At 65.8% G+C, this 20,784-nt stretch carries 16 protein-coding genes and 1 riboswitch; of the genes, 8 read left to right on the plus strand and 8 right to left on the minus strand.

The window, feature by feature from the left end; all coding sequences use genetic code 11:
• Nucleotides 1-147 precede the first annotated feature (147 nt).
• Both pdxY and ATB98_RS19780 read left to right on the plus strand, forming a co-directional pair.
• Complete coding sequence (gene pdxY / locus ATB98_RS19775) at nt 148-1,029, plus strand: pyridoxal kinase PdxY (RefSeq protein WP_066876580.1); 882 nt, start codon at nt 148-150, stop codon at nt 1,027-1,029.
• 221 nt (nt 1,030-1,250) lie between these two features.
• On the plus strand, nt 1,251-1,898 hold the full coding sequence (locus tag ATB98_RS19780; protein ID WP_153435995.1) for a carbonic anhydrase: 648 nt from the start codon (nt 1,251-1,253) through the stop codon (nt 1,896-1,898).
• A gap of 218 nt (nt 1,899-2,116) precedes the next feature.
• Here the strand turns inward: ATB98_RS19780 and ATB98_RS19785 are convergent, their stop codons facing one another.
• Both ATB98_RS19785 and ATB98_RS19790 read right to left on the minus strand, forming a co-directional pair.
• On the minus strand, nt 2,117-2,938 hold the full coding sequence (locus tag ATB98_RS19785; RefSeq protein WP_066876582.1) for a lytic murein transglycosylase: 822 nt from the start codon (nt 2,936-2,938) through the stop codon (nt 2,117-2,119).
• A 157-nt stretch (nt 2,939-3,095) separates the two neighbouring features.
• The gene (locus ATB98_RS19790) at nt 3,096-4,130 is read right to left on the minus strand and encodes an aspartate-semialdehyde dehydrogenase (protein WP_066876584.1); all 1,035 of its coding nucleotides are present in this window, start codon (nt 4,128-4,130) and stop codon (nt 3,096-3,098) included.
• Nucleotides 4,131-4,668: 538 nt separating this feature from the next.
• Between ATB98_RS19790 and ATB98_RS19795 the strand changes: the two genes are divergently transcribed.
• Entirely contained in the window at nt 4,669-6,558 is a 1,890-nt protein-coding gene (locus ATB98_RS19795) for an MFS transporter (RefSeq protein WP_066876586.1), read from the plus strand.
• Between the two features lie 100 nt (nt 6,559-6,658).
• Here ATB98_RS19795 and ATB98_RS19800 read toward each other — a convergent pair whose 3' ends face one another.
• Both ATB98_RS19800 and leuB read right to left on the minus strand, forming a co-directional pair.
• Nucleotides 6,659-7,357 carry a phosphatase PAP2 family protein gene (locus tag ATB98_RS19800; protein WP_066876587.1) on the minus strand — a complete coding sequence of 233 codons (699 nt, stop codon included), beginning with the start codon at nt 7,355-7,357 and terminating at the stop codon, nt 6,659-6,661.
• Between the two features lie 133 nt (nt 7,358-7,490).
• On the minus strand, nt 7,491-8,603 hold the full coding sequence (leuB, locus tag ATB98_RS19805; protein ID WP_066876589.1) for a 3-isopropylmalate dehydrogenase: 1,113 nt from the start codon (nt 8,601-8,603) through the stop codon (nt 7,491-7,493).
• 267 nt (nt 8,604-8,870) lie between these two features.
• Between leuB and ATB98_RS19810 the strand changes: the two genes are divergently transcribed.
• Together ATB98_RS19810 and ATB98_RS19815 are read left to right on the plus strand one after the other, a co-directional pair.
• Nucleotides 8,871-9,512 (plus strand): LysE family translocator, encoded by a 642-nt coding sequence (locus ATB98_RS19810; protein WP_066876591.1) that lies wholly within the window; start codon nt 8,871-8,873, stop codon nt 9,510-9,512.
• A gap of 86 nt (nt 9,513-9,598) precedes the next feature.
• Nucleotides 9,599-11,665 carry a M3 family metallopeptidase gene (locus ATB98_RS19815; protein WP_066876593.1) on the plus strand — a complete coding sequence of 689 codons (2,067 nt, stop codon included), beginning with the start codon at nt 9,599-9,601 and terminating at the stop codon, nt 11,663-11,665.
• A gap of 199 nt (nt 11,666-11,864) precedes the next feature.
• On the opposite strand, the gene ATB98_RS19820 is transcribed toward ATB98_RS19815, so the two are convergent.
• The 4 genes from ATB98_RS19820 to thiB form a co-directional block, all read right to left on the minus strand.
• A complete protein-coding gene (locus tag ATB98_RS19820; protein ID WP_066876595.1) occupies nt 11,865-13,376 on the minus strand; it encodes a M48 family metalloprotease in 1,512 nt (503 codons plus the stop codon).
• 324 nt (nt 13,377-13,700) lie between these two features.
• Nucleotides 13,701-14,414, minus strand: coding sequence for a thiamine ABC transporter ATP-binding protein (locus ATB98_RS19825; protein WP_066876599.1), 714 nt, complete (start codon nt 14,412-14,414; stop codon nt 13,701-13,703).
• Nucleotides 14,411-16,018, minus strand: a complete 1,608-nt coding sequence (thiP, locus tag ATB98_RS19830) for a thiamine/thiamine pyrophosphate ABC transporter permease ThiP (RefSeq protein WP_066876601.1) — start codon at nt 16,016-16,018, stop codon at nt 14,411-14,413. The genes ATB98_RS19825 and thiP overlap by 4 nt, the downstream gene beginning before the upstream one ends.
• A 31-nt stretch (nt 16,019-16,049) precedes the next feature.
• Complete coding sequence (gene thiB, locus ATB98_RS19835; protein WP_066876603.1) at nt 16,050-17,075, minus strand: thiamine ABC transporter substrate binding subunit; 1,026 nt, start codon at nt 17,073-17,075, stop codon at nt 16,050-16,052.
• Nucleotides 17,076-17,125: 50 nt separating this feature from the next.
• A riboswitch (TPP riboswitch) is annotated at nt 17,126-17,240 on the minus strand.
• Between the two features lie 182 nt (nt 17,241-17,422).
• Here thiB and ATB98_RS19840 point away from each other — a divergent pair.
• The 3 genes from ATB98_RS19840 (at nt 17,423) to ATB98_RS19850 (ending at nt 20,474) form a co-directional block, all read left to right on the plus strand.
• Nucleotides 17,423-17,905, plus strand: a complete 483-nt coding sequence (locus ATB98_RS19840) for a GNAT family N-acetyltransferase (protein ID WP_066876604.1) — start codon at nt 17,423-17,425, stop codon at nt 17,903-17,905.
• An 87-nt stretch (nt 17,906-17,992) separates the two neighbouring features.
• Nucleotides 17,993-18,643, plus strand: coding sequence for a thiamine diphosphokinase (locus ATB98_RS19845; protein WP_066876606.1), 651 nt, complete (start codon nt 17,993-17,995; stop codon nt 18,641-18,643).
• Between the two features lie 4 nt (nt 18,644-18,647).
• Nucleotides 18,648-20,474: an ABC-F family ATP-binding cassette domain-containing protein gene (locus ATB98_RS19850; protein ID WP_066876659.1), complete on the plus strand. Its 1,827-nt coding sequence runs from the start codon at nt 18,648-18,650 to the stop codon at nt 20,472-20,474.
• Nucleotides 20,475-20,784 lie beyond the last annotated feature (310 nt).

Consider the following 20,784-nt stretch of genomic DNA (forward strand, 5'->3'; position numbering starts at 1 on the left):
ACGGGATCTTTCATCCCGGCCGTTGCATGGCTCCTTGAATCGGCATCGATTTGAGCGAAGAAATCATGCAGCAATTCAAAGCGCTCTACCGACCCCTGCGCGCTCCGATCGCGCACGCTGCCGTAGAACAGAAGGATGGGATTGCCGATGTCCGAATCAGCCGCGGCTCATGGCGCCGTGATCGTCATCTCCAGCCACGTGGTGCGCGGGGCGGTCGGCAATCGCGCCGCCGTCTTCGCGCTGGAAGTCCTCGGTCATCGCGTCTGGGCGCTGCCGACGGTCATCCTTCCGTGGCATCCGGGGCACGGCCGGTCGACGCGGGTGACGATGCCTGATGCGGAGTTCCGCTCGATCGTCGACGACCTCATCGATGCACCCTGGATCGGCGAGGTGCGCGCCGTGCTTTCCGGCTATCTCGGCTCCGCCGGGCAGGCCGCGGCTGTCGCCCGGCTGGTGACGGCGCTGAGGCAGCGCAATCCGGAACTCCTCTACGCCTGCGATCCGGTCATCGGCGACGCGAACGGCCTTTACGTGCCGGCCGAGATCGCTGCCGCCATCCGCGACACGCTGCTGCCGCTCGCGACACTGGCAACGCCCAACCGCTTCGAGCTGTCCTGGCTCGCCGGCGCCGCGCTCGAGACGAATTCGGCGATCCTCGACGCGGCGCTCGCGCTCGGCCCGTCACGCGTGCTGGTGACGTCGGCTATCCCGATGATGAGCGGCGGCACCGGCAATCTCTATCTTTCCGGGCGCAGTGCGCTCCTCGCCGAGCACCGGCTGATCGACGATCCGCCGAGCGGCACGGGAGACCTGCTTGCGGCCGTGTTTCTGGCGCGCCTTCTCGAGGGGCTTTCGGAAGAGCGCGCGCTGCAGATGGCGACCGCCAGCGTCTACGAGATCATCGCGCGCAGCCGCAAGCGCGGCGCCGACGAGCTGACGCTCGAACAGGATGCGTCGAGTCTCGCGACGCCGATGGCAATGGTGCAGATGCGCCGCCTCATGCATCCGAGCCAGTCGCGCAAGAAATAGCGGCTGATAGGAAAGAAATGGCTCATAAGCGTTCCCGGCTCTTCCAGCCGAGCCAAGGTCGCTGTAACACTTCGGCGCTCCATGGCTTGCTGCAGCGGCGCGCGCAGACGCGCAAAGGTCGCCGCAGCATTTGAACTGCTGCCGTTTCTATCCTTAAATCGGATCGGAACATGCACCAGGAGCGATGCAGCAGCGAATGAGTGGATGACGCGGGGTTACCGATGGATATGCAGGGCTTTCCGGAACATCTTCTGACCGGCTACCGCAATTTCATGAGCGGTCGTTTCAACGAGCAGCAGCAACGCTACAGGACGCTGGCCGAGAGCGGACAGAAACCGAAGACAATGGTCGTTGCCTGTTGCGATTCGCGCGCCGCACCCGAAACGATCTTCGATGCCGGCCCGGGCGAGCTCTTCGTCGTCCGCAACGTCGCCAACATGATGCCGCCCTACGAGCCGGACGGGCACTATCACTCGACCTCGGCCGCACTCGAATTCGCGGTCCAGTCCCTGCGGGTCAGCGACATTGTCGTGATGGGCCACGGACGCTGCGGCGGCATCAAGGCCGCGCTCGACCCGGATGCCGAGCCCCTCTCCCCCGGCGACTTCATCGGCCGCTGGATGAACCTTCTGAAGCCGGCCGCGGAACAGATCCAGAGCAACGAACTCATGACCCAGGCGGAGCGCCAGCGGGCGCTCGAGCGCGTGTCGATCCGCAATTCGCTCGCCAATCTCCGGACGTTCCCCTGCGTGCAGGTCCTCGAGTCGAAGGGAAAGCTGAAACTGCACGGCGCCTGGTTCGACATCTCCACCGGCGAGCTCTGGGTGATGGACGCGAAGACCGGCGACTTCGTCCGGCCGGGGACGTGATCGATAAGCGGAAAGGCGCGCCCGGTTTCGATCGCGCCTTGTTGCTTGCGGTGAGATTTGCCCCTCACCCCCACTCCGCAGGCGGGGAGAGGAGACGGGTCACCGAACGCTCACAGATTGAGGTGCCGACAGCGCCGCCGCGAGTCCCTTCGCCCCGCCTGCGGGGAGAAGGTGGCCGGCAGGCCGGATGAGGGGCATATCGCCGTCGTGGCTTGTTTTCAATCGCCGTCGATTTCGGCGCCGATGATGGCGATTGCCTGCTGGTAGACGCTGGCGGCGTTCCAGCCCTGGATCGCGGCGAAGTTGACGTCGCCGGGCTGATAGCCGCCGCCCGGCTGCCAGCCGTGGCCGCGCAGGAAGTTCGCGGTCGAGGCAAGCGCGTCGGCCTTGGAGCGGACCATGTCGATATGGCCGTTGCCGTCGCCGTCGACGCCGAATTTCAGGACGTTCAGCGGCAGGAACTGGGTCTGGCCGATCTCGCCATGGGCGGCGCCGCGGGCGGCCGGGCTCAGATCGCCGCGTTCGACGAGTTGAAGCGCGGCATAGAGCTGGTCGGTGAAATAGGCGGAGCGGCGGCAGTCATAGGCAAGCGTCGAAACGGCGGAAAGCGTGTGCTCCTTGCCCATGAAGGAGCCGAAGCCGGTCTCCATGCCCCAGATCGCGATCAGCGGTCCGGCCGGGACGCCGAAGCGCTGCTCGATGCTGGCGAAAAGCTTTGCGTTCTGCGCCCGGAGCTTCCTGCCGCGCGAGATGATCGCCTGGCCGCCGCGCTTCTGCATGAACTGGTCGAGCGACAGCTTGAAACTCTTCTGGCCGCGGTCGGCGCGGATCGTCGCCCTGCTGTAGGCGACATCGCCGAGCGCCTGGTCGACGACCGAGGCGCTGATGCCGTTGCCGGCGGCCTCACGCTTGAATTCGCTCACCCAGGCGGCAAAGCCGCTGCCGTCATTGCCGCATTGCGCCGCGACCGCCGTCGCGGGAAGAACGACAGTTGAGATGAGGGCCGCAAGGCCTGCGGCTGCGCACTTCGCCATGTGCATGGAATACCCCGTCATTGCCCGAATATGTTGCCTTCAAAATGCCGGCTGACCGCGATCCGGTGATTGTTTCACGTGAATCCGCGTCCGCCGGAACCAATCAGAAACCCCGCCGGTCCTCAAGGTTCCGCGGGGTTCTGCTGGCAATCGATTTCGCCGCTCAGGCCGCCTGCTTGCGCGGCTTGACGAGGCCGCGGTTGACCAGAAGCTCGGCGATCTGCACGGCGTTGAGCGCCGCACCCTTGCGCAGGTTGTCGGAGACGATCCACATGTTGAGGCCGTTCTCGACGGTCGCGTCCTCGCGGATGCGCGAGATATAGGTCGCGTCCTCGCCGGCGCATTCATAGGGCGTCACGTAGCCGCCGTTCTCGTGCTTGTCGACCACCAGGCAGCCCGGGGCCTCGCGCAGGATCTCGCGGGCCTCGTCGGCGGTGAGCTCGTTCTCGAATTCGATGTTGACCGATTCGGAATGGCCGATGAAGACCGGAACGCGCACGGCGGTGCAGGTCAGCTTGATCTTCGGATCGAGCATCTTCTTGGTTTCGGCGAGCACCTTCCACTCTTCCTTGGTGTAGCCGTCCTCCATGAAGACGTCGATGTGCGGAATGACGTTGAAGGCGATGCGCTTGGTGAACTTCTTGCTCTCGATCGGATCGGCGACGAAGACGGCGCGCGTCTGGTTGAAGAGCTCGTCCATGCCGTCCTTGCCGGCGCCGGAGACCGACTGGTAGGTGGAAACGACGACGCGCTTGATCCCGGCGCGGTCGTGCAGCGGCTTCAGCGCGACGACGAGCTGCGCGGTCGAGCAATTCGGGTTGGCGATGATGTTCTTCCTGGAGAACTGCGAAATCGCATCCGGGTTGACTTCCGGCACGATCAGCGGCACGTCGGCGTCGTAGCGCCAGGCCGACGAGTTGTCGATGACGACGCAACCCTGCTGGCCGATCTTCAGCGAATACTTCAAGGAGACCGCGCCGCCCGCGGACATCAGGCAGATGTCGGTATCGGAAAAGTCATAGGTTTCGAGGTTGGAGACCTTGAGCGTCTTGTCGCCGTAGGAGACCTCGGTGCCGACGGAGCGGGAGGAGGCGAGCGCCACCACCTCGTCTGCCGGAAAACCGCGCTCCGAAAGAATGTTCAGCATCTCCCGGCCGACATTGCCGGTGGCGCCTGCGACAGCAATCTTGAAACCCATGATCTAAGCTCTCTTTCTGTCTCTCCTCGTCTGGTGGAGGCGGAAGCCGCGCGGACCGCCCGCGAGGTTCCTGTCCCCGGCCGGACCGGGGAGAGAGCGGAGGGCCAGAGACGTCAGACGGTTTTCGTCGTCGTTTTGGCCGTGGTTTTGCTAATGAACGAGAATTGGCGAAGCGGCCCGGCGGCGTGGCCCGGCAGAATCGGCGCAGCAATGGACGGACCGTTCGGTCGCATGGCGTTTCCTCGTTCGCCGCTGCTCTTACCGGCTTTTCGGCAAGAGTCAAGCAGTCGCACGTCTCTCGTGTCCCGCGCCGGCCGGTTCGCCGCCGGCGATGCTCCACACTTTTGCGTGACCCGACCTCGGCACCGCGCCCGCTCGCGGCATTAGACGAAAGTCATAAGTCGAAAGCATCCCTGCCTCGGCACCCGCTTTTCTGACATCTTTTCACCAAGCACCCCGTCCGTAGGCCCAAGGGAGGAAACCGGGCCGACGAAAGAACGGGTGCTCGCAAGCCGATTTTGAAGTGGAGGATATCAAAATGGCGAATGTCGCAACTGCGGACGGCGTAAGAGCCGGCCCGATGACCGCCGAGGAGAAGAAGGTCATCTTCGCCTCGTCGCTCGGTACCGTCTTCGAATGGTATGATTTCTATCTCTACGGTTCGCTTGCCCTCTACATCGGCGCGACCTTCTTCAGCCAGTATCCGCCGACCACCCAGGCGATCTTCGCCCTGCTTGCCTTTGCCGCCGGCTTCCTGGTCCGCCCCTTCGGCGCGCTGGTCTTCGGCCGCCTCGGCGATCTCGTCGGCCGCAAATACACCTTCCTCATCACCATTCTGATCATGGGTCTGTCGACCTTCCTCGTCGGCGTGCTGCCGGGCTCCGCTTCGATCGGCATCACGGCGCCGATCATCCTGATCGGCCTGCGGCTCCTGCAAGGGCTGGCGCTCGGCGGCGAGTATGGCGGTGCCGCGACCTATGTCGCCGAGCATGCGCCGCACGGCCGCCGCGGTTACTTCACCTCGTGGATCCAGACGACGGCGACGCTCGGCCTGTTCCTGTCGCTGATCGTGATCCTGCTCGTCCAGTACCTGGTCGGCAAAGAGGCCTTCGCCGCCTGGGGCTGGCGCATTCCCTTCCTGCTATCCTGCGTGCTTCTCGGCGTGTCGGTGTGGATCCGCCTGAAGATGAACGAATCGCCTGCCTTCAAGCGGATGAAGGAAGAGGGCAAGGTCTCGAAGGCGCCGCTGAAGGAGGCCTTCGGCCAATGGAAGAACGCCAAGATCGCGCTGCTGGCGCTCCTCGGCGCCGTCGTCGGCCAGGCGGTCGTCTGGTATTCCGGCCAGTTCTATGCGCTCTTCTTCCTGACCGGCGTCCTGAAGGTGGATGCCCAGTCGGCCAACCTCATGGTTGCCGCCTCGCTCGTGCTCGGCACCGGCTTCTTCGTCGTCTTCGGCTGGCTGTCGGACAAGATCGGCCGCAAGCCGATCATCATGGCCGGCCTGCTGCTTGCGATGCTCACCTACTTCCCGCTGTTCAAGGCCATGACCTGGGCCGGCAACCCGGCTCTTGCCGAAGCGCAGCAGAATGTCCGCGCGACGGTGACCGCCGCCCCGGGCGACTGCAATTTCCAGTTCAACCCGACGGGCGTGCAGAAATTCACCACCTCGTGCGACATCGCAACCGCGTATCTCACGAAAAACTCCGTCCCCTATGACGTCGTCACGACGGCAGCCGCCGGAACGCCGGCGACGATCAAGGTCGGCGACGCGACGATCACCAGCTATGACGCCGCTGCCGCCGGCGACAACGCCAAGGCCGCGGACGCCGCCTTCGGCAAACAGGTCAACATGGCGCTGCAGGCCTCCGGCTACCCGCTTGTGCGCGGTGCGGCCAAGGTACCGGAAACGAAGCTCGACGCCTTCGTCGCAGCCAATCCGGAGCTCGGCCTCGATGCGGCTGCGGTCCGCGCCGGCGAAAAAACCATGGTGCCGGCCGATAAGCTGATCGCCGACAAGCTGCTCACCAAGGAGGAGGTCGGCAGCGCGACCGAAATGGCGGTCTACTCCATCGACAAGGGCGGCGCCTTCACGATGGTGGCGGATCCTGCCCGCGTCAACTGGACGATGATCATCGCCATCCTGACCGTGCTCGTGATCTATGTGACGATGGTCTACGGCCCGATCGCGGCCCTGCTCGTCGAGCTCTTCCCGACCCGCATCCGCTATACCGGCATGTCGCTGCCCTATCATATCGGCAACGGCTGGTTCGGCGGCCTGCTGCCGGCGACGGCCTTCGCGATGAGCGCGGCCAAGGGCGATATCTACTACGGCCTTTGGTACCCGATCGTCTTCGCCGGCATCACGCTGGTCATCGGCATGCTATTCCTGCCGGAAACCAAGGACCGGGACATCCATACGCTCGACTGAGCGGCTGCCCGATGCGCGGGACAAAGGGGGCAAAGCCTCGCATGGTTCCCGCGGAAGCAAGCTCTCTCCTGACTCCGGCGCGGCCTTCCGCGCCGACTTTTTATTTGTCCTCCTGTTGGCGGCCGGCGGCTTTCGGTGCTGGCCAGCCGGCAGCGTCGAGACGGAAGACCCAGCCCTCGCGGGCAAACAGAAAGGCCATCATCATCGCCGCCCAGAGGCCGAGGAGCAGGCCGGCGGCGACGTCGCTCGGGTAATGGGCGCCGACGACGACGCGCGAGATGCCGATCATCAGCGCCAGTATCAGGAACAGCGGCCGCAATTGCGGCGTCAGCATCGCGAAGGCGCCGAAGAAGGCGCCGGCCGCCGTCGAATGGCCGGAGGGGAAGCTTTCAAACAGGTTGTCGCCGGTGAAGGGGGTGAGGCTGTAGGCTCCGTATTCGGCGAGAAGGTCCGGGCGGGCGCGGCCGATCACGAGCTTCAGCCCGTGCACCAGCACGCTCGCCGTGCCGATCGTCAGCAGGAAATAGGCGGAAAGATTGCGCGCGGTTCGCGCCCTTTGGCGCACCGTAGCGCGCCCGCTCGCGCGCTGGACGACGAAGGCGATCAGGAGCAGGGTCGCGGAGGCGTAGATCATCCAGGCAAAAGTGCCGAAGTCGGTGATCGCCCGGTTGAAATCGACGACCTCGTCCGGCAGGGCCCGCGCCCATTCCGACACCTGCGGATCGAAGGGAATCAGTGCCACGACGAGAACGCCCGTCGTCAGCAGGATCCAGCCGGTGGAGGCAAGCGGTTGGTTCATTGTCGTCCTTCCTGTCGCTCCCCTGCATGTGAAATCGAACGAGGAAAAATCAAGGGATTCCAACGAAAAACACCTCCGGACGGGTGTCCGGAGGTGCCTGTCTATTTCCGTGGAAGGGGTTTCGGCGGGCCGATCAGGCCACGAGCGCCTTGAACTCGGCGAGAATGGCGTCGCCCATCTCGGCGGTGCCGACCTTGCGGCAGGCTTCCGCCATGATGTCGCCGGTGCGGATGCCCTTGTCGAGCACGTTGGCGATCGCCTTTTCCAGATTGTCGGCTTCCTTCACCAGGTTGAAGGAATAGCGCAGGCACATGGCGAACGAAGCGATCATGGCGATCGGATTGGCGATGCCCTGGCCGGCGATGTCCGGCGCCGAGCCGTGGACCGGCTCGTAGAGCGCCTTGCGCTTGCCGGTCTTGGCGTCGGGCGCGCCGAGCGAGGCGGAGGGCAGCATGCCGAGCGAACCGGTCAGCATCGCCGCGACGTCCGAGAGCATGTCGCCGAACAGGTTGTCGGTGACGATCACGTCGAACTGCTTCGGCTGGCGCACGAGCTGCATGCCGCCGGCGTCGGCCAGCATGTGCTCGAGCTGCACGTCGGAATATTTCGCCTTGTGCGTCTCGGTCACCACCTGGTTCCAGAGCACGCCGGACTTCATGACGTTGCGCTTTTCCATCGAGCAGACGCGGTTCTTGCGGGTGCGCGCCAGCTCGAAGGCAACGCCGGCGATGCGCTCGATCTCGTAGGTGTCGTAGACCTGCGTGTCGATGCCGCGCTTCTGGCCGTTGCCGAGGTCGATGATCTCCTTCGGCTCGCCGAAATAGACGCCGCCGGTCAGCTCGCGCACGATCAGGATGTCGAGGCCCTCGACCAGCTCCGGCTTCAGCGAGGAGGCATTGGCGAGCGCCGGATAGCAGATCGCGGGCCTCAGATTGGCGAAAAGTTCGAGATCCTTGCGCAGGCGCAACAGCCCCGCCTCCGGCCGCACCTCGTAGGGGACCGCATCCCATTTCGGTCCGCCGACGGCGCCGAACAGCACCGCATCGGCGGCAAGTGCCTTCGCCATGTCCGCTTCCGAGATCGCCGCGCCATGGGCGTCATAGGCGCAGCCGCCGACGAGCCCCTCGTCCGTCACGAAACCGGCGTCGAGCTCGGCATTCATGTAAGCGATGATTTTGCGGACTTCCGCCATGGCTTCCGGGCCGATGCCGTCGCCGGGCAGAAGGAAGAGATTGCGCACAGTCATGGAACGTCCTTCCAAAGGGGGAAAACTCGCGCGCGTTCTAGCGCAACTTCGTTTCGAGGGAAATTGCATCGGCGAAAGTTTTGTGCGCTACCCGCCGTTCCATTTCCGCTTGACGCAATCGCCTGCCGCATTTCTCCTTGAAGCGACCTCGATTCAAGGACAAAGACATGCAGCAATTCAAAGCGCTACGGCGACCTTTGCGCGTCTGAACAAGACGCGCGGCGCCGTAGCGGCGCTCGAATGCCGCCCTCAACCGGGATGCCCGAAATGTCCGAGACGCTTCTTGTCGGTGCCTTTTTCGCAGCGCTGTCCTATACGCTGATCCCCGGGCCCGCCTTCCTGGCGCTTCTCGGCATCGGCGCCGGCCAGGGCCGAAAGGCCGGCGCGCTGTTCATGGGCGGCCACCTCGCCGGCGACGTTCTCTGGTCGACCCTGGCGCTCGTCGCGATCGTCGGCGCCCGGTCGATCGGCACGGCACTCTTCGACGTGCTCGGCCTCGTCTGCGGCGCCTATCTCGCCTGGCTTGGCTGGACGGCGCTCACCGCCCGGCCGAAGGGCGAAAACCGGGCGCTGCTGACGCTCGAGCGGCCGCTGAGGCGCGGACTCATCTTCGGGCTCACCAATCCCAAGGGCTATCCGGTGGCGCTTGCGACCTTCACCGCGCTTCTCACCGGATCGGCCAGTGCGCTGGAGTTCGACGCGCTGCCGATGCTGCTCGCCGTGTCGCTGGTCGGCTTCCTGCTCGCCGACGTGCTCCTCATCGCGATCATCGGCGCCTCGGTCGTGCGCCGCTTCTATCGCCGCCACGAGCTCACCATCGTCCGGTTGTCGGGACTTCTCTTCATCGGCTTCGCGGCGCAGGCGATCTGGCACGCGGCGCCCGGGCTTTTTGGCCTGCGCAAGCCTTGACGGCCTCGCGTCCATCAACCACTTCAAGCATCTTCCCCGGCCGAGCGCGCAAGGCGCACCGGTCCCGCCATGTGAAAGGAACCCTCATGACCGCTTCGCTCAATCCCGCTCTCGTCGACTGGACCGGACACGAGGGTCTGCCGCGCTTCGAAGCGATAAGAGACGAGGATTTCGCACCCGCCTTCGATGCCGCGCTCGCGCGCCACGAGGCGGAGATCGACGCGATTGCCGGCAATCCGGAGCCGCCGACCTTCGAAAACACCATCGTCGCGCTCGAAATCGCCGGGGACGAGCTGTCGCGTGTCTCGGCGCTCTTCTGGAACAAGGCGGGAGCCCATACCAACGAGACGATCCAGGCGCTCGAACGCGAGATCGCGCCGAAGATGTCGCGGCATTATTCGAAGATCGGCACCAATCCCGTTCTGTTCCGCCGCATCGACACGCTCTGGGAAAAGCGCGGGGAACTCGGCCTCGACGTCGAGGCGACGCGGGTTCTCGAACGCCACTGGAAGGGCTTCGTCAAGTCCGGTGCCAGGCTCGACAAGCCCGAGCAGGAGCGCCTCGCGGCGATCAACGAGAAGCTCGCAGGGCTTGGCGCCAGGTTCGGCCAGAACGTGCTTGCCGACGAAAAGGGCTGGGTGTTGATGCTTTCGAGCGAAGACGAGCTCGCGGGCCTGCCGGACTTCCTGAAGGATGCGATGGCAGCCGTGGCGCGGGACCGCGGTGCGGAGGGCCGGTATGCGGTGACGCTGTCGCGCTCTATCATCGAGCCGTTCCTGACCTTCTCGGAGAACCGTGAGCTGCGCGAGCAGGCCTTCAGGGCCTGGACGGCGCGCGGCGAAAACGGCGGCGAGACCGACAATCGCGGCATCATCGCCGAGACGCTGGCGCTTAGGGCCGAGAAGGCAAGGCTGCTCGGCTACGCGAATTATGCGAGCCTGAAGCTCGACGACACGATGGCGAAGACGCCGGAGGCCGTGAATGACCTGTTGATGCAGGTCTGGGAAAAGGCGGTGGTCCGCGCCCGCGAAGAGGAGGCCGATCTCGCCGGACTGATCGCCGAGGAAGGCTGCAACCACGAGGTGATGCCCTGGGATTGGCGCCACTATGCGGAAAGGCTCAGGGCGCGGAAGTTCAGCTTCTCGGAAAGCGAATTGAAGCCCTATCTGCAGCTCGAGAAGATCGTCGACGCATGCTTCGACGTGGCCAATCGCCTCTTCGGCATCACCGCGGCGGAGAAGAAGGGTATTTCCGGCTACCATCCGGACGTCCGCGTCTTCGAGATCCGCGACGCTTCCGGCAGGCTCGTGGCGCTCTTCCTCGGCGATTATTTCGCGCGGCCCTCAAAGCGTTCCGGCGCCTGGATGAGCTCCTTCCAGTCGCAGCACAAGCTCACGCTCAAGAACGGCGCGGCCGGCGAAATCCCGATCGTCTACAATGTCTGCAACTTCGCAAAGCCCGCCGACGGCAAGCCGGCGCTGCTGTCGATCGACGACGCCCGCACCCTCTTCCACGAGTTCGGCCATGCGCTGCACGGCATGCTCTCCGACGTCACCTACCCGTCCGTCTCCGGTACCGGCGTCTCTCGCGACTTCGTCGAACTGCCGTCGCAGCTCTACGAACACTGGCTGACGGTGCCTGACATCCTGAGAAAATACGCGGTGCACTACAAGACCGGCGAGCCGATGCCGCAGGCGCTTCTCGACAAGGTGCTGGCCGCCCGAACCTTCAATTCCGGCTTCGCCACCGTCGAGTTCACCGCCTCGGCCCTCGTCGACATGGCCTATCATACCGCGGCAGGCATCGATGATCCGATGGCACTGGAGGCGGCAACGCTTGCGAAGATCGGCATGCCGAACTCGATCGTCATGCGCCACCGCAGTCCGCATTTCCTGCACGTCTTCTCGGGCGACGGCTATTCCGCCGGCTACTATTCCTACATGTGGTCGGAAGTGCTCGACGCCGATGCCTTCGCCGCCTTCGAGGAGACCGGCAATCCTTTCGATCCGGCGATGGCCGGCAGGCTCAAGGACAATATCTATTCGGTCGGCGGCTCGCTCGATCCGGAAGACGCCTACAGGGCCTTCCGCGGCAAGCTGCCGAGCCCGGACGCGATGCTGGCGAAGAAGGGACTGGTGGCGCCGGTTCTCTGAAGGAGCGCCGAGGCGGCGGCAGAGGGTCGAGAAAAGACCCCTCCCCAACCCCTCCCCACAGGTGACCACAGGTGGGAGGGGCTTAACCTGCCGCGACGGTCCGTTCGACCTCAACGGATCAGCGAGCTCGGATGTTGCAGATGTCGTTGGGCGTGCCCCAGGCACCTGGCCCCTCCGACCGGCCGGGCTTGGATCGACCTCACTCGGAGATGATCTTCACCTTGTCGCCGGGCCTGACCGATGAGGTTATCTGCATGGCGTTGATGAGGCGGAAGAGGTCGAGCTTCCGGTCGGTTCCCATCATGCGTGCCGCAAGGGTTGCGATCGTCTCGCCGGGCCTGACGGTGACGACCCGGATGCGCAAGGGCTTCAGCGACTGGACTTCGGCCGACGTCATGCGGCGGAAGGAGGCGCGCAACTGGCTTGCCGTCGGCTCGAGCGCGGCCGAGCCTTTCGGCACGGCGGTCAGGAAGCGGTAGATGCGCTCGTCGATCCTGATCACCGTGACGTCGAAATCCCAGCGGTCGGCCGAGGCGCGCGCGGTGGCGGCCTCGAGGCCGTTGACGGCGATGGGGCGGATCGTGTCGGGCTGCAGGCCCGTCACCCAGCCGCTGCCGATGTAGTCGGTGAGGCTGCGCCGCGCCGTGTCGGAAATCCCGTCGAAGCGGATCGCGACCTCGCCGGGGCCGGTGGCGAGCACGGCTTCGGCCTTGTTGTCGATCTGGAAGCCCGCCGGCACGTCGAAGCGTATGCCGAGCTGGCCATGCAGGAAGGTCTGGCCGCGGACATAGCCTTCCTGCGGGCTGTCGCCGTAGAGAAGCCCGTCGATGCCGGCGAGATAATAGTCACGGCCGCGGTCGCCGCTCGTTCCTTCGGGGCCGAAGGCGCGCGCATGCCGGCGCGCGAGCTCGACGCGCTGCGGCGCGTTCGGATGGCTGGACAGGAAGTCGAGGCTCTGGTCCGCTTCCGGGTCGACGGCGCTGAAGCGGCTGTAGGCGGCCATCGAATCGAGGAAGCGCGCGGCCGCATAGGGGTCGTAGCCGGCCTCGCCGAGCATGCGGACGCCGATCACGTCGGCCTGCAGTTCCTGATTGCGCGAGAAGGCGGCGAGCCTCAGCTTGCCGCGCGCCAGCGCCTGCTTGCCCGCGAGGTTGGAGGAGAGGACTTCCGAGACGACGCGGCTTGCGATCACCTCGGCCTCCTCGCGCTGCTGGCGCTGGATGCCGTGGTTGGCGGTGACGTGCGCCATCTCGTGCGAGAGCACGGCGGCGACTTCCGAGGCGTCGTTGGCAAGCGCCAGCAGGCCGCGGGTGACATAGAGATAGCCGCCCGGCAGCGCGAAGGCGTTGATCGCCGGCGAATTGAGAATGGTGATGCGGTAGGACTGCTGCGGATTTTCCGAGACGGCGGTGAGCGCGCCGGTGATGCGGGCGACCAGCCGTTCGGTCTTCGCATCCTTGTATTCGCCGCCGTAGCTCGCGACGATGCGCGGATGCTCGCGCGCGCCGAGCTGGGCACGCGGGTCGTTCTTCTGCACTTCCTCGACGATCTGCGGATTGGCCGAAGGCGAGACGGTCGGCTCATAGGCTTGCTCGATCACCGACTGGCAGGCGGCGAGAAGCGTGGTGGCGGTGAGTACAACCATCGCTCGTACACGTCCGCCGCCGCGTCGCGTCGGAAACCAGCCATCCATGACTGCCTGCCTCATCATGCCTCAGCCCAATCCCATCCGCCGGCGCGACCCGGCTTCGGTGCCACCCATCGCGAGCGTCGAAAAAAATCCTACTTTTTCAGCCGCATACCGCATGCCGGCCCGGGTATTTCAGCCGGGACTTTGCTGTATCCGATTTCATCGCCGTCTGCCTAGCCGATCCCGGCAGAAATAGTTGCCCCGTGGTATCGCAGCAACGGATGCGCGAGTATCGCGATCCAGCGCCTGCCTCTCACCCCGCGCGTCGCACGCCGCGGCGGTCAAATTGTGGCGAAGGGGCGAATTAATCTCTCCGACGGGGCAGATCGATTCCGGCTGGGCATCTCAATCATTGCCGAGGAACCGGTTGATCGCCGCCAGATCGCGCCGCTCGAGAAAGCGAGCGATGTCGTCATGGGCGACGATGCGGCCCTGGTGGAGAAAGATGACGCTGTCGGCGAGCAGCTTCACGTCGTCGGCATGGTGCGTGATCATCAGGATGGTGTTGCCCTCCTCTCGATGCAGTTGGCCGATGAGGTCGCGCATTTCCGCGCGCATGCCGGGATCGAGGGCCGCGAAGGGCTCGTCGAGCAGGAGCAGCGGACGGTGCCGGACGAGCGCCCGGGCGAGCGCCACCCGCTGGCGTTCGCCGCCGGAAAGGGTCGGCGGCAGCCGCTTGCCGAACCCGGCGAGGCCAACCCGGGCGAGCGCCTCGTCGATCGCCCTCCGGTCGGAGCTGCCGAGCCTCAGTGACGGGCTGATGCCGAGCCCGACATTGGTGGCAACGTCGAGATGGGCGAAGAGGTTGTTTTCCTGAAAGATGACCGATACGGGCCGTTCCGCCGGCAGTCGCCCGGCCATATCCTCGCCGAGGATGCGGACCTCGCCCAGTTCCGGCGGCTCGAAACCGGCGACGACGTTGAAGAGCGTCGACTTGCCCGAGCCGGAAGCGCCGGCGACCGCGACGAGCCGGCCCGCCGGAACCGTGCAATCGAAGCGGAGCGTCGCCGTGTCGAAGCGCACCTCCACGCCTTCGAGGGTGAGGGCGGCGGCACTCATGCGCCGCGTCCTTCGGGCGACTTCTCCTCCCCCCCCGTGCCGAGCACGGTCAGGACCAGGCAGATCAGCCCGAGCAGCAGGGCGATCCCGGCCGCATCGGCGGTGCGATAGCTCCCCATCCGGCTGTAGAGCAGCAGCGGCAGCGTCACCATGTCCTGCGAGCCGAAGAGCGCGACGGCGCCGAGATCGCCGAGCGACAGGGCCATGGCGAAGGAGAAGGCCATCAGAAGCGGCTTGCGGAGCGCCGGCCAGTCGATCCAGCGCAGGCGATGAAAACCGCTGACGCCGAGGCTCGCGGCGAGGCGCTCCGTGCGCGTCGCATGGGTCGACATGGCGGGGGCGAGCACCCGGTGGACGAAGGGAAGCGCCATCAGCGCATTGATCGCGACGACGACCGCGGGGGCGAAACGGGCGACATCACCGAGCGGCCTGAGGAGCAGGAACCATCCGGCGCCGAGCACCACGGGCGGCACCAGCAGGATGAAGGAGGTGCTCGCGCCGATCGCGCCTGCGAACAGGCCTGCCGCCATCCCGGGGCGCCGCGGCGTGAGCGCGAGGCGCTGGGTACGGATCAAGAGCGCCGTCACCGTGACCGAGATCATGGCGGCGAGGAAGGCTATCGCCACGCTCATGGCGAGCGCCTGGTGGAAGGCCGCTTCGCCGACAAGGCGGGGAAGATCCGCCCTCGCCCCGGAATTGGCAATCGCCGCGAAGGGCAGGCCGACGAAGGCAATCGCGACGATCAGCCAGGTGCGGTCGACGAAGCGCGGCAGCCCGGCCGCGCCGTCGAAGCGCCGGGTCGCCCTGCCGGTGGTCTCTCCCTCCCGCGGCGGCGGCGCGATGAATTTCAGGACGAGGAGCAGCGCGGCCGTGAGCATGATCTGCAGGCCGGAGAGGGCGATCGCCCGCGGCGGGTCGAAATCGAACCGCAGCGCCTGGTAGATCGCCACCTCGATCGTGCTCGCGGCCGGCCCGCCGCCAAGCGTCAGGACAAGGGTGAAGCTGGTGGCGCAGAGCATGAAGACGAGCCCGGCAATGCCCGGAAGCAGGCCGCGGATCACCGGCCATTCGATGAAGCGGAAAATGGCGGAGGACCCCATGCCAAGATTGGCGGCGGTGCGCCAGTACTCGGCCGGAATGCGCTCGATGCCGGCGAGCATCAGCCGCGCCGCCAGCGGCATGTTGAAGAAGACATGGGCAATCAGGATGCCGAAGAGCCCGTAGATGCTGACCGGCTGGGAGAGGCCGGCGGCGGCGAGGGCGGTGTTCAGGAGCCCCTGCCGGCCCCAGACCTCGATAAGGCCCAGGGCGCCGACGAGGGCGGGCAGACCGAGCGGCAGCGCCAGCAGCCGCAGCACCCAGAGACGGCCGGGGAAGGAGGCCTGCCGGGCGAGCGCCCGCGCAACCGGGATCGCAAAGACCACCGACAGAAGCGTCGAGAGGCTTGCCTGCAGGAGCGTGAAGCGCGTGACGCGCCAGATATAGGCGTCGAACAGCGGCCCGGCCGCGCCGACGCCGCCGGACTGGGCCAGGAGCGCCGCCGCAGCGAGGCCGACGAACAGCAGAATGCCGCCGAGGCCGAAAAGCCCGGCGGCAATCGTCATCCTGTTCTCGGCGGCGCCAGACAAGCGAGCCTCAGTTCTTGCTCATCGCCGCCAGCCATTCGTCGATCCAGGCCTTGCGGTTGGCGGCAACCTCTTCCGGGGACATCAGGAAGGTCTTCTGAGGATCGACGAGCTTGCCGAAGGCTTCCGGCAGCGGTTCCTTGGTCGCCCCGACCGGCATCATCCAGTTGGTGGTCGGGATGATCGACTGGAATTCGGGCCCGGTCATGAAGGTGAGGAACTTCCGCGAAAGCTCCGCTTCCCCGGTGTTCTTCGTCATGCCGGCCACCTCGATCTGGATGTAGTGCCCCTCGGCGAAGGAGGCCGCCTGGTAGCGCTCGGTGTTTTCCGCCACCATGTGATAGGCGGGCGAGGTCGTATAGGAGAGCACCATCGGCGCCTCGCCCTTGGTGAAGAGGCCGTAGGCTTCGGACCAGCCGGGGGTGACGGTCAGCACGCGGTCCTTGAGCTTCGCCCAGGCCTCGCCGGCCTTGTCGCCATAGACGGACTTGACCCAGAGCAGAAGCCCGAGACCCGGGGTCGAGGTGCGCGGATCCTCGATCACGATCTTCTGCGACGCGTCGCCCTCGACCAGTTCCTTCAGGCTCTTCGGCGGGTTCTTCAGCGTCTCGGTGTCATAGATCACGGCGAAATGGCCGTAGTCATAGGGGATGAAGGTGTCGTCGGAAAAGCCGCCCGGGACTTTCAGGCCGGCGGTATCGAGCCCGTGCGGGGCGAAGAGTTCGGTCGCCTTGGCCTCGGCGACGAGATTGGTATCGAGGCCGAGCACGATATCGGCCTTCGAGCCTTCGCCTTCGAGCTTCAGCCGCGTCAGAAGCTCGACGCCGTCGGCGACGCCGACATATTCGACCTTGCAGCCGCAGGTCTTCTCGAAGGCGGCGGCGACCTTGGCGCCGGGGCCCCATTCGCTGATGAAGCTCTCATAGGTGTAGATCGTCAGCGTCTCTTCCGCCGCGGCGGCACTCGCGGAAAAGGCCACGACGGTAGCACCGGCAATTGCAAGCCGGCTAAGGATCTTCTGGAGTGTACTGGACATGTCTGGGCACCTCTCCCTGTTGTTGATGCTGCACGGGAAAAGCGCGTATCGGTCCGATCGCTTCTAATCCCTCCGCCGGTATGAACCGGATCAGGTTCCGCGGGTTGGCTCGAAGCCTCTCAGCCATCGGTCGGAAACGGACCGCAGGCACCCCGTTAGAGCAGCAAAGATTTAGCTTTCGGCGGCATCGAAGGCAAGCGGAGTTTCAGCCGTTTGCCGGTCCCGCCGCGCGCATGTTTCGTGCTACAGGTCCTTTGCGCGTCTGATAAGACGGGCGGCGCTGTAAGGCGCGCTAACGAGGTCAAACCGTTCTCGGCGCAGTTTGTTCGCCAAGGGGAGAGATTTCCATGCCAGACATGCTCGTCCGCCTTTATGACTTGCCCGAGAGCCGGGTTTCCCGGCTCGGGCCCGACATCGGCATTCGCCGCGCGCTGGCGCCCGAACGGCGGACCGTCGTCTCCTGGATCGAAGAGCGGTTCGGGGCGGGCTGGGCCGGCGAGGCGGAGGCAGCCTTCTCCTCGACGCCGACCCGAATCCATATCGCCCTTTTCGCGGGGCGGCTCGTCGGCTTCGCCTGCCACGACGTCACCGCGCTCGGCTTCTTCGGGCCGACCGGCGTGGACGAGGCGATGCGTGGCAAGGGCATCGGCGAGGCGCTGCTCATCGAAAGCCTGGCGGCCATGCGCGCCGCCGGCTACGCCTATGCGATCATCGGCGGCGCCGGCCCGACGCAATTCTACGCCCGCGCCGTCGGCGCGGTTGAGATCCCGGGTTCGACGCCCGGCATCTATGCGGGCATGCTTTCGCCTGTTGAGCCTTCGGGAACCTGATCCGCGCAGCCGGCGTTGGCGAAACGTCGACCGGAAACCGCATTCGGCCTTTTCCTGCAACGCCGCTTTGCGCTATGGGCTTCTGCCATGACCCGATCACCCTTCACCATCCTGCTCGGCGGCGCTCTGACGCTGACGGACCGGCTTGCCGGGCAGCTCGACGGCAGCCGCTTCATCGCGGCGGACGGCGGGATGCGCCACGCGAAGACGCTCGACATCGTTCCGGAGCTATGGGTCGGCGACTTCGATTCGGCGGACGACATGCTGCTTGCGGCCTTCGCCGCGGTGCCGAAGGAAGCCTATCCCGCCGCCAAGGCCGCGACCGACGGCGAGATCGCCGTCGAGGCGGCGCTTCAGCGCGGTGCGACGTCGCTCATCTTCGCCGGCGCGCTCGGCGGCACGCGCAGCGATCACGCCTTCCTGCACCTGACGAGGATCGTCGCTCTCGCAGACAGCGGGCTTTCGGTGATGATGACGTCCGGCGAAGAGGAGGCCTATCCGTTGCTGCCCGGCGCGTCGGTGATCGACCTGCCGAAGGGCAGCCTCTTCTCGATCCTCGGCCTCACCGAGCTCACCGGGCTCTCGATCGGGAACGCCCGCTATCCGCTGGACGATTTCCTGTTGCCCTTCGGCTCGTCCCGGACGATCTCCAACATCGCCGAGGGGCCGGTCCGCCTTTCCCTGAAATCCGGCCGGGCGGTCGTTCTCGCCCGACCCTATGATCTTTCCGGAGCCTGACGCCTTGGCGCCCCCCATCCTGAAGCTTGACGATATCTTCTTGACCTTCGGCGGCACGCCGCTTCTCGCCGGCGCCAACCTGCAGGTGGAGGCCGGCGACCGCATCTGCCTCGTCGGTCGCAACGGCTCGGGCAAGTCGACGCTGATGAAGATCGCCGCCGGGCTTGCCGAGCCGCAATCGGGCGAGATCTTCCGCCATCCCTCGGTGACCATCCGCTACCTGCACCAGGCGCCGGATTTCGAGGGCTTCGACACGGTGCAGGCCTATGCGGAGGCCGGGCTCGGCCCGGGCGACGATCCCTATCGCGTCGCCTACCTGCTGCAGCATCTGGGGCTGACCGGGGAGGAGGATCCGAGGCGCCTTTCCGGCGGCGAGGCGCGGCGAGCGGCGCTTGCCCGCGTGCTGGCGCCGGAGCCGGACATCCTGCTCCTCGACGAGCCGACCAACCATCTCGACCTGCCGACGATCGAATGGCTGGAGGACGAGCTCGTCCGCAGCCGCTCCGCACTGGTGCTGATCTCGCACGACCGGCGCTTCCTCGAAAAGGTCTCGACCGCGACCGTCTGGCTCGACCGCGGCCAGTCGCGCCGCCTCGACCGCGGCTTTGCCCATTTCGAGGCCTGGCGCGACGAGGTGCTGGAGGCGGAGGAGCTCGAACAGCACAAGCTCGGCAAGGCGATCGAGCGCGAAGAGCACTGGCTGCGCTACGGCGTCACCGCAAGGCGCAAGCGCAACATGCGCCGGCTCGGCGAGCTGCAGGACATGCGGGCGCGTTATCGCGGCCACAAGGGACCGCAGGGCACCGTCCAGGCGACGGTGGCCGATGCAAGGGAGTCCGGCAAGCTGGTCATCGAGGCGGAAAAGATCGTCAAGGCCTATGGCGAGCGCATGATCGTCGCGCCCTTCTCGATCCGCATCCATCGCGGCGACCGCATCGGCCTCGTCGGGCCGAACGGCGCCGGCAAGACGACGCTGTTGAAGCTCTTGACCGGCCAGATCGAGCCGGATTCCGGCACCATCCGTCTCGGCACGAACCTGGAGATCGCCACCCTCGACCAGAAGCGAGAGGATCTGAACCTCGACGAGACGCTGGCGCATTACCTGACCGACGGCCGCGGCGAGACCCTCCTCGTCAATGGCGAGCAGCGTCACGTCACCGGCTATATGAAGGATTTCCTCTTCCAGCCGGAACAGGCACGCACGCCGATCCGCGAGCTCTCCGGCGGCGAGCGCGCGCGGCTGATGCTGGCGCGCATCCTGGCGCGGCCCACCAATCTTTTGATCCTCGACGAGCCGACCAACGACCTAGACATCGAGACGCTCGACCTCTTGCAGGAGATCGTCGCCGGCTTTGCCGGCACGGTGATCCTCGTCAGCCACGACCGCGACTTCCTCGACCGCACCGTGACCTCGACCATCGCTCCCGCCAACCCGGAAGCGCCGGACGGCCGCTGGATCGAGTATGCCGGCGGCTATTCCGACATGATGGCGCAGCGCAAGGGTGCGATCGAGGAACGGCGGAAGGCGGAGAAGGTCGAAAAGGCGAAGCCAAGCGACAGCGCTCAAGAGGCGACGGAGCCGCAGAAGGGCAGGGCGAAGCTCTCCTACAAGCAGAAATTCGCGCTCGAGAACCTGCCGAAGGAGATCGCCAAGGCCGAAGCGGAGATCGCCGGGCGCGAGGAGAAGATGGCCGATCCGAACTTCTTCGGTCGCGACCCGAACGGCTTCTCCAGGCTCGCCGGCGAACTCGAAAAGCTGAAGGAGGCGCTCGCGCGCATGGAGGAGGAGTGGCTGGAACTCGAGATGCTGCGCGAGGAGCTCGAGGGCTGAGGGTCTGCCACAAGGCCCTCCTGGAAAACTCCTCCCCAACCCCTCCCCACAAGGGGGAGGGGCTCTCTCGGCCGCACCGGCTCCGCCTTATGTCGGCCTTTGCGTGCAACGTTACGCTTGGAATCACGAGACGCTGCGGTGCTGCCATCCGCAGGACCACAAAATCGGGTGAGGGCGCGGCATCGGAAGCCCCTCCACCCTTGTGGGCCCTTGTGGGGCCCTTGGAGGGGGCTTCTGACATGCGCTTCCGCTCCGGCCCGCGTTGAACCGCCTCGAAGGATATGATAAGGAAAACTTATTATCTTCATCC

The sequence above is a fragment of the Sinorhizobium saheli genome (assembly GCF_001651875.1).
GTDB lineage: Bacteria > Pseudomonadota > Alphaproteobacteria > Rhizobiales > Rhizobiaceae > Sinorhizobium > Sinorhizobium saheli.

What these genes read in the sequence shown, in the direction of transcription:
- ATB98_RS19780 (WP_153435995.1), top strand. Translation starts at nt 1,251, where the DNA reads ATGGATATGCAGGGCTTTCCGGAACATCTTCTGACCGGCTACCGCAAT.
- ATB98_RS19820 (WP_066876595.1), bottom strand. Translation starts at nt 13,376, where the DNA reads ATGATGAGGCAGGCAGTCATGGATGGCTGGTTTCCGACGCGACGCGGC.
- ATB98_RS19785 (WP_066876582.1), bottom strand. Translation starts at nt 2,938, where the DNA reads ATGCACATGGCGAAGTGCGCAGCCGCAGGCCTTGCGGCCCTCATCTCA.
- ATB98_RS19800 (WP_066876587.1), bottom strand. Translation starts at nt 7,357, where the DNA reads ATGAACCAACCGCTTGCCTCCACCGGCTGGATCCTGCTGACGACGGGC.
- ATB98_RS19825 (WP_066876599.1), bottom strand. Translation starts at nt 14,414, where the DNA reads ATGAGTGCCGCCGCCCTCACCCTCGAAGGCGTGGAGGTGCGCTTCGAC.
- ATB98_RS19810 (WP_066876591.1), top strand. Translation starts at nt 8,871, where the DNA reads ATGTCCGAGACGCTTCTTGTCGGTGCCTTTTTCGCAGCGCTGTCCTAT.
- thiP (WP_066876601.1), bottom strand. Translation starts at nt 16,018, where the DNA reads ATGACGATTGCCGCCGGGCTTTTCGGCCTCGGCGGCATTCTGCTGTTC.
- ATB98_RS19845 (WP_066876606.1), top strand. Translation starts at nt 17,993, where the DNA reads ATGACCCGATCACCCTTCACCATCCTGCTCGGCGGCGCTCTGACGCTG.
- thiB (WP_066876603.1), bottom strand. Translation starts at nt 17,075, where the DNA reads ATGTCCAGTACACTCCAGAAGATCCTTAGCCGGCTTGCAATTGCCGGT.
- leuB (WP_066876589.1), bottom strand. Translation starts at nt 8,603, where the DNA reads ATGACTGTGCGCAATCTCTTCCTTCTGCCCGGCGACGGCATCGGCCCG.
- ATB98_RS19815 (WP_066876593.1), top strand. Translation starts at nt 9,599, where the DNA reads ATGACCGCTTCGCTCAATCCCGCTCTCGTCGACTGGACCGGACACGAG.
- pdxY (WP_066876580.1), top strand. Translation starts at nt 148, where the DNA reads ATGTCCGAATCAGCCGCGGCTCATGGCGCCGTGATCGTCATCTCCAGC.
- ATB98_RS19790 (WP_066876584.1), bottom strand. Translation starts at nt 4,130, where the DNA reads ATGGGTTTCAAGATTGCTGTCGCAGGCGCCACCGGCAATGTCGGCCGG.
- ATB98_RS19795 (WP_066876586.1), top strand. Translation starts at nt 4,669, where the DNA reads ATGGCGAATGTCGCAACTGCGGACGGCGTAAGAGCCGGCCCGATGACC.
- ATB98_RS19840 (WP_066876604.1), top strand. Translation starts at nt 17,423, where the DNA reads ATGCCAGACATGCTCGTCCGCCTTTATGACTTGCCCGAGAGCCGGGTT.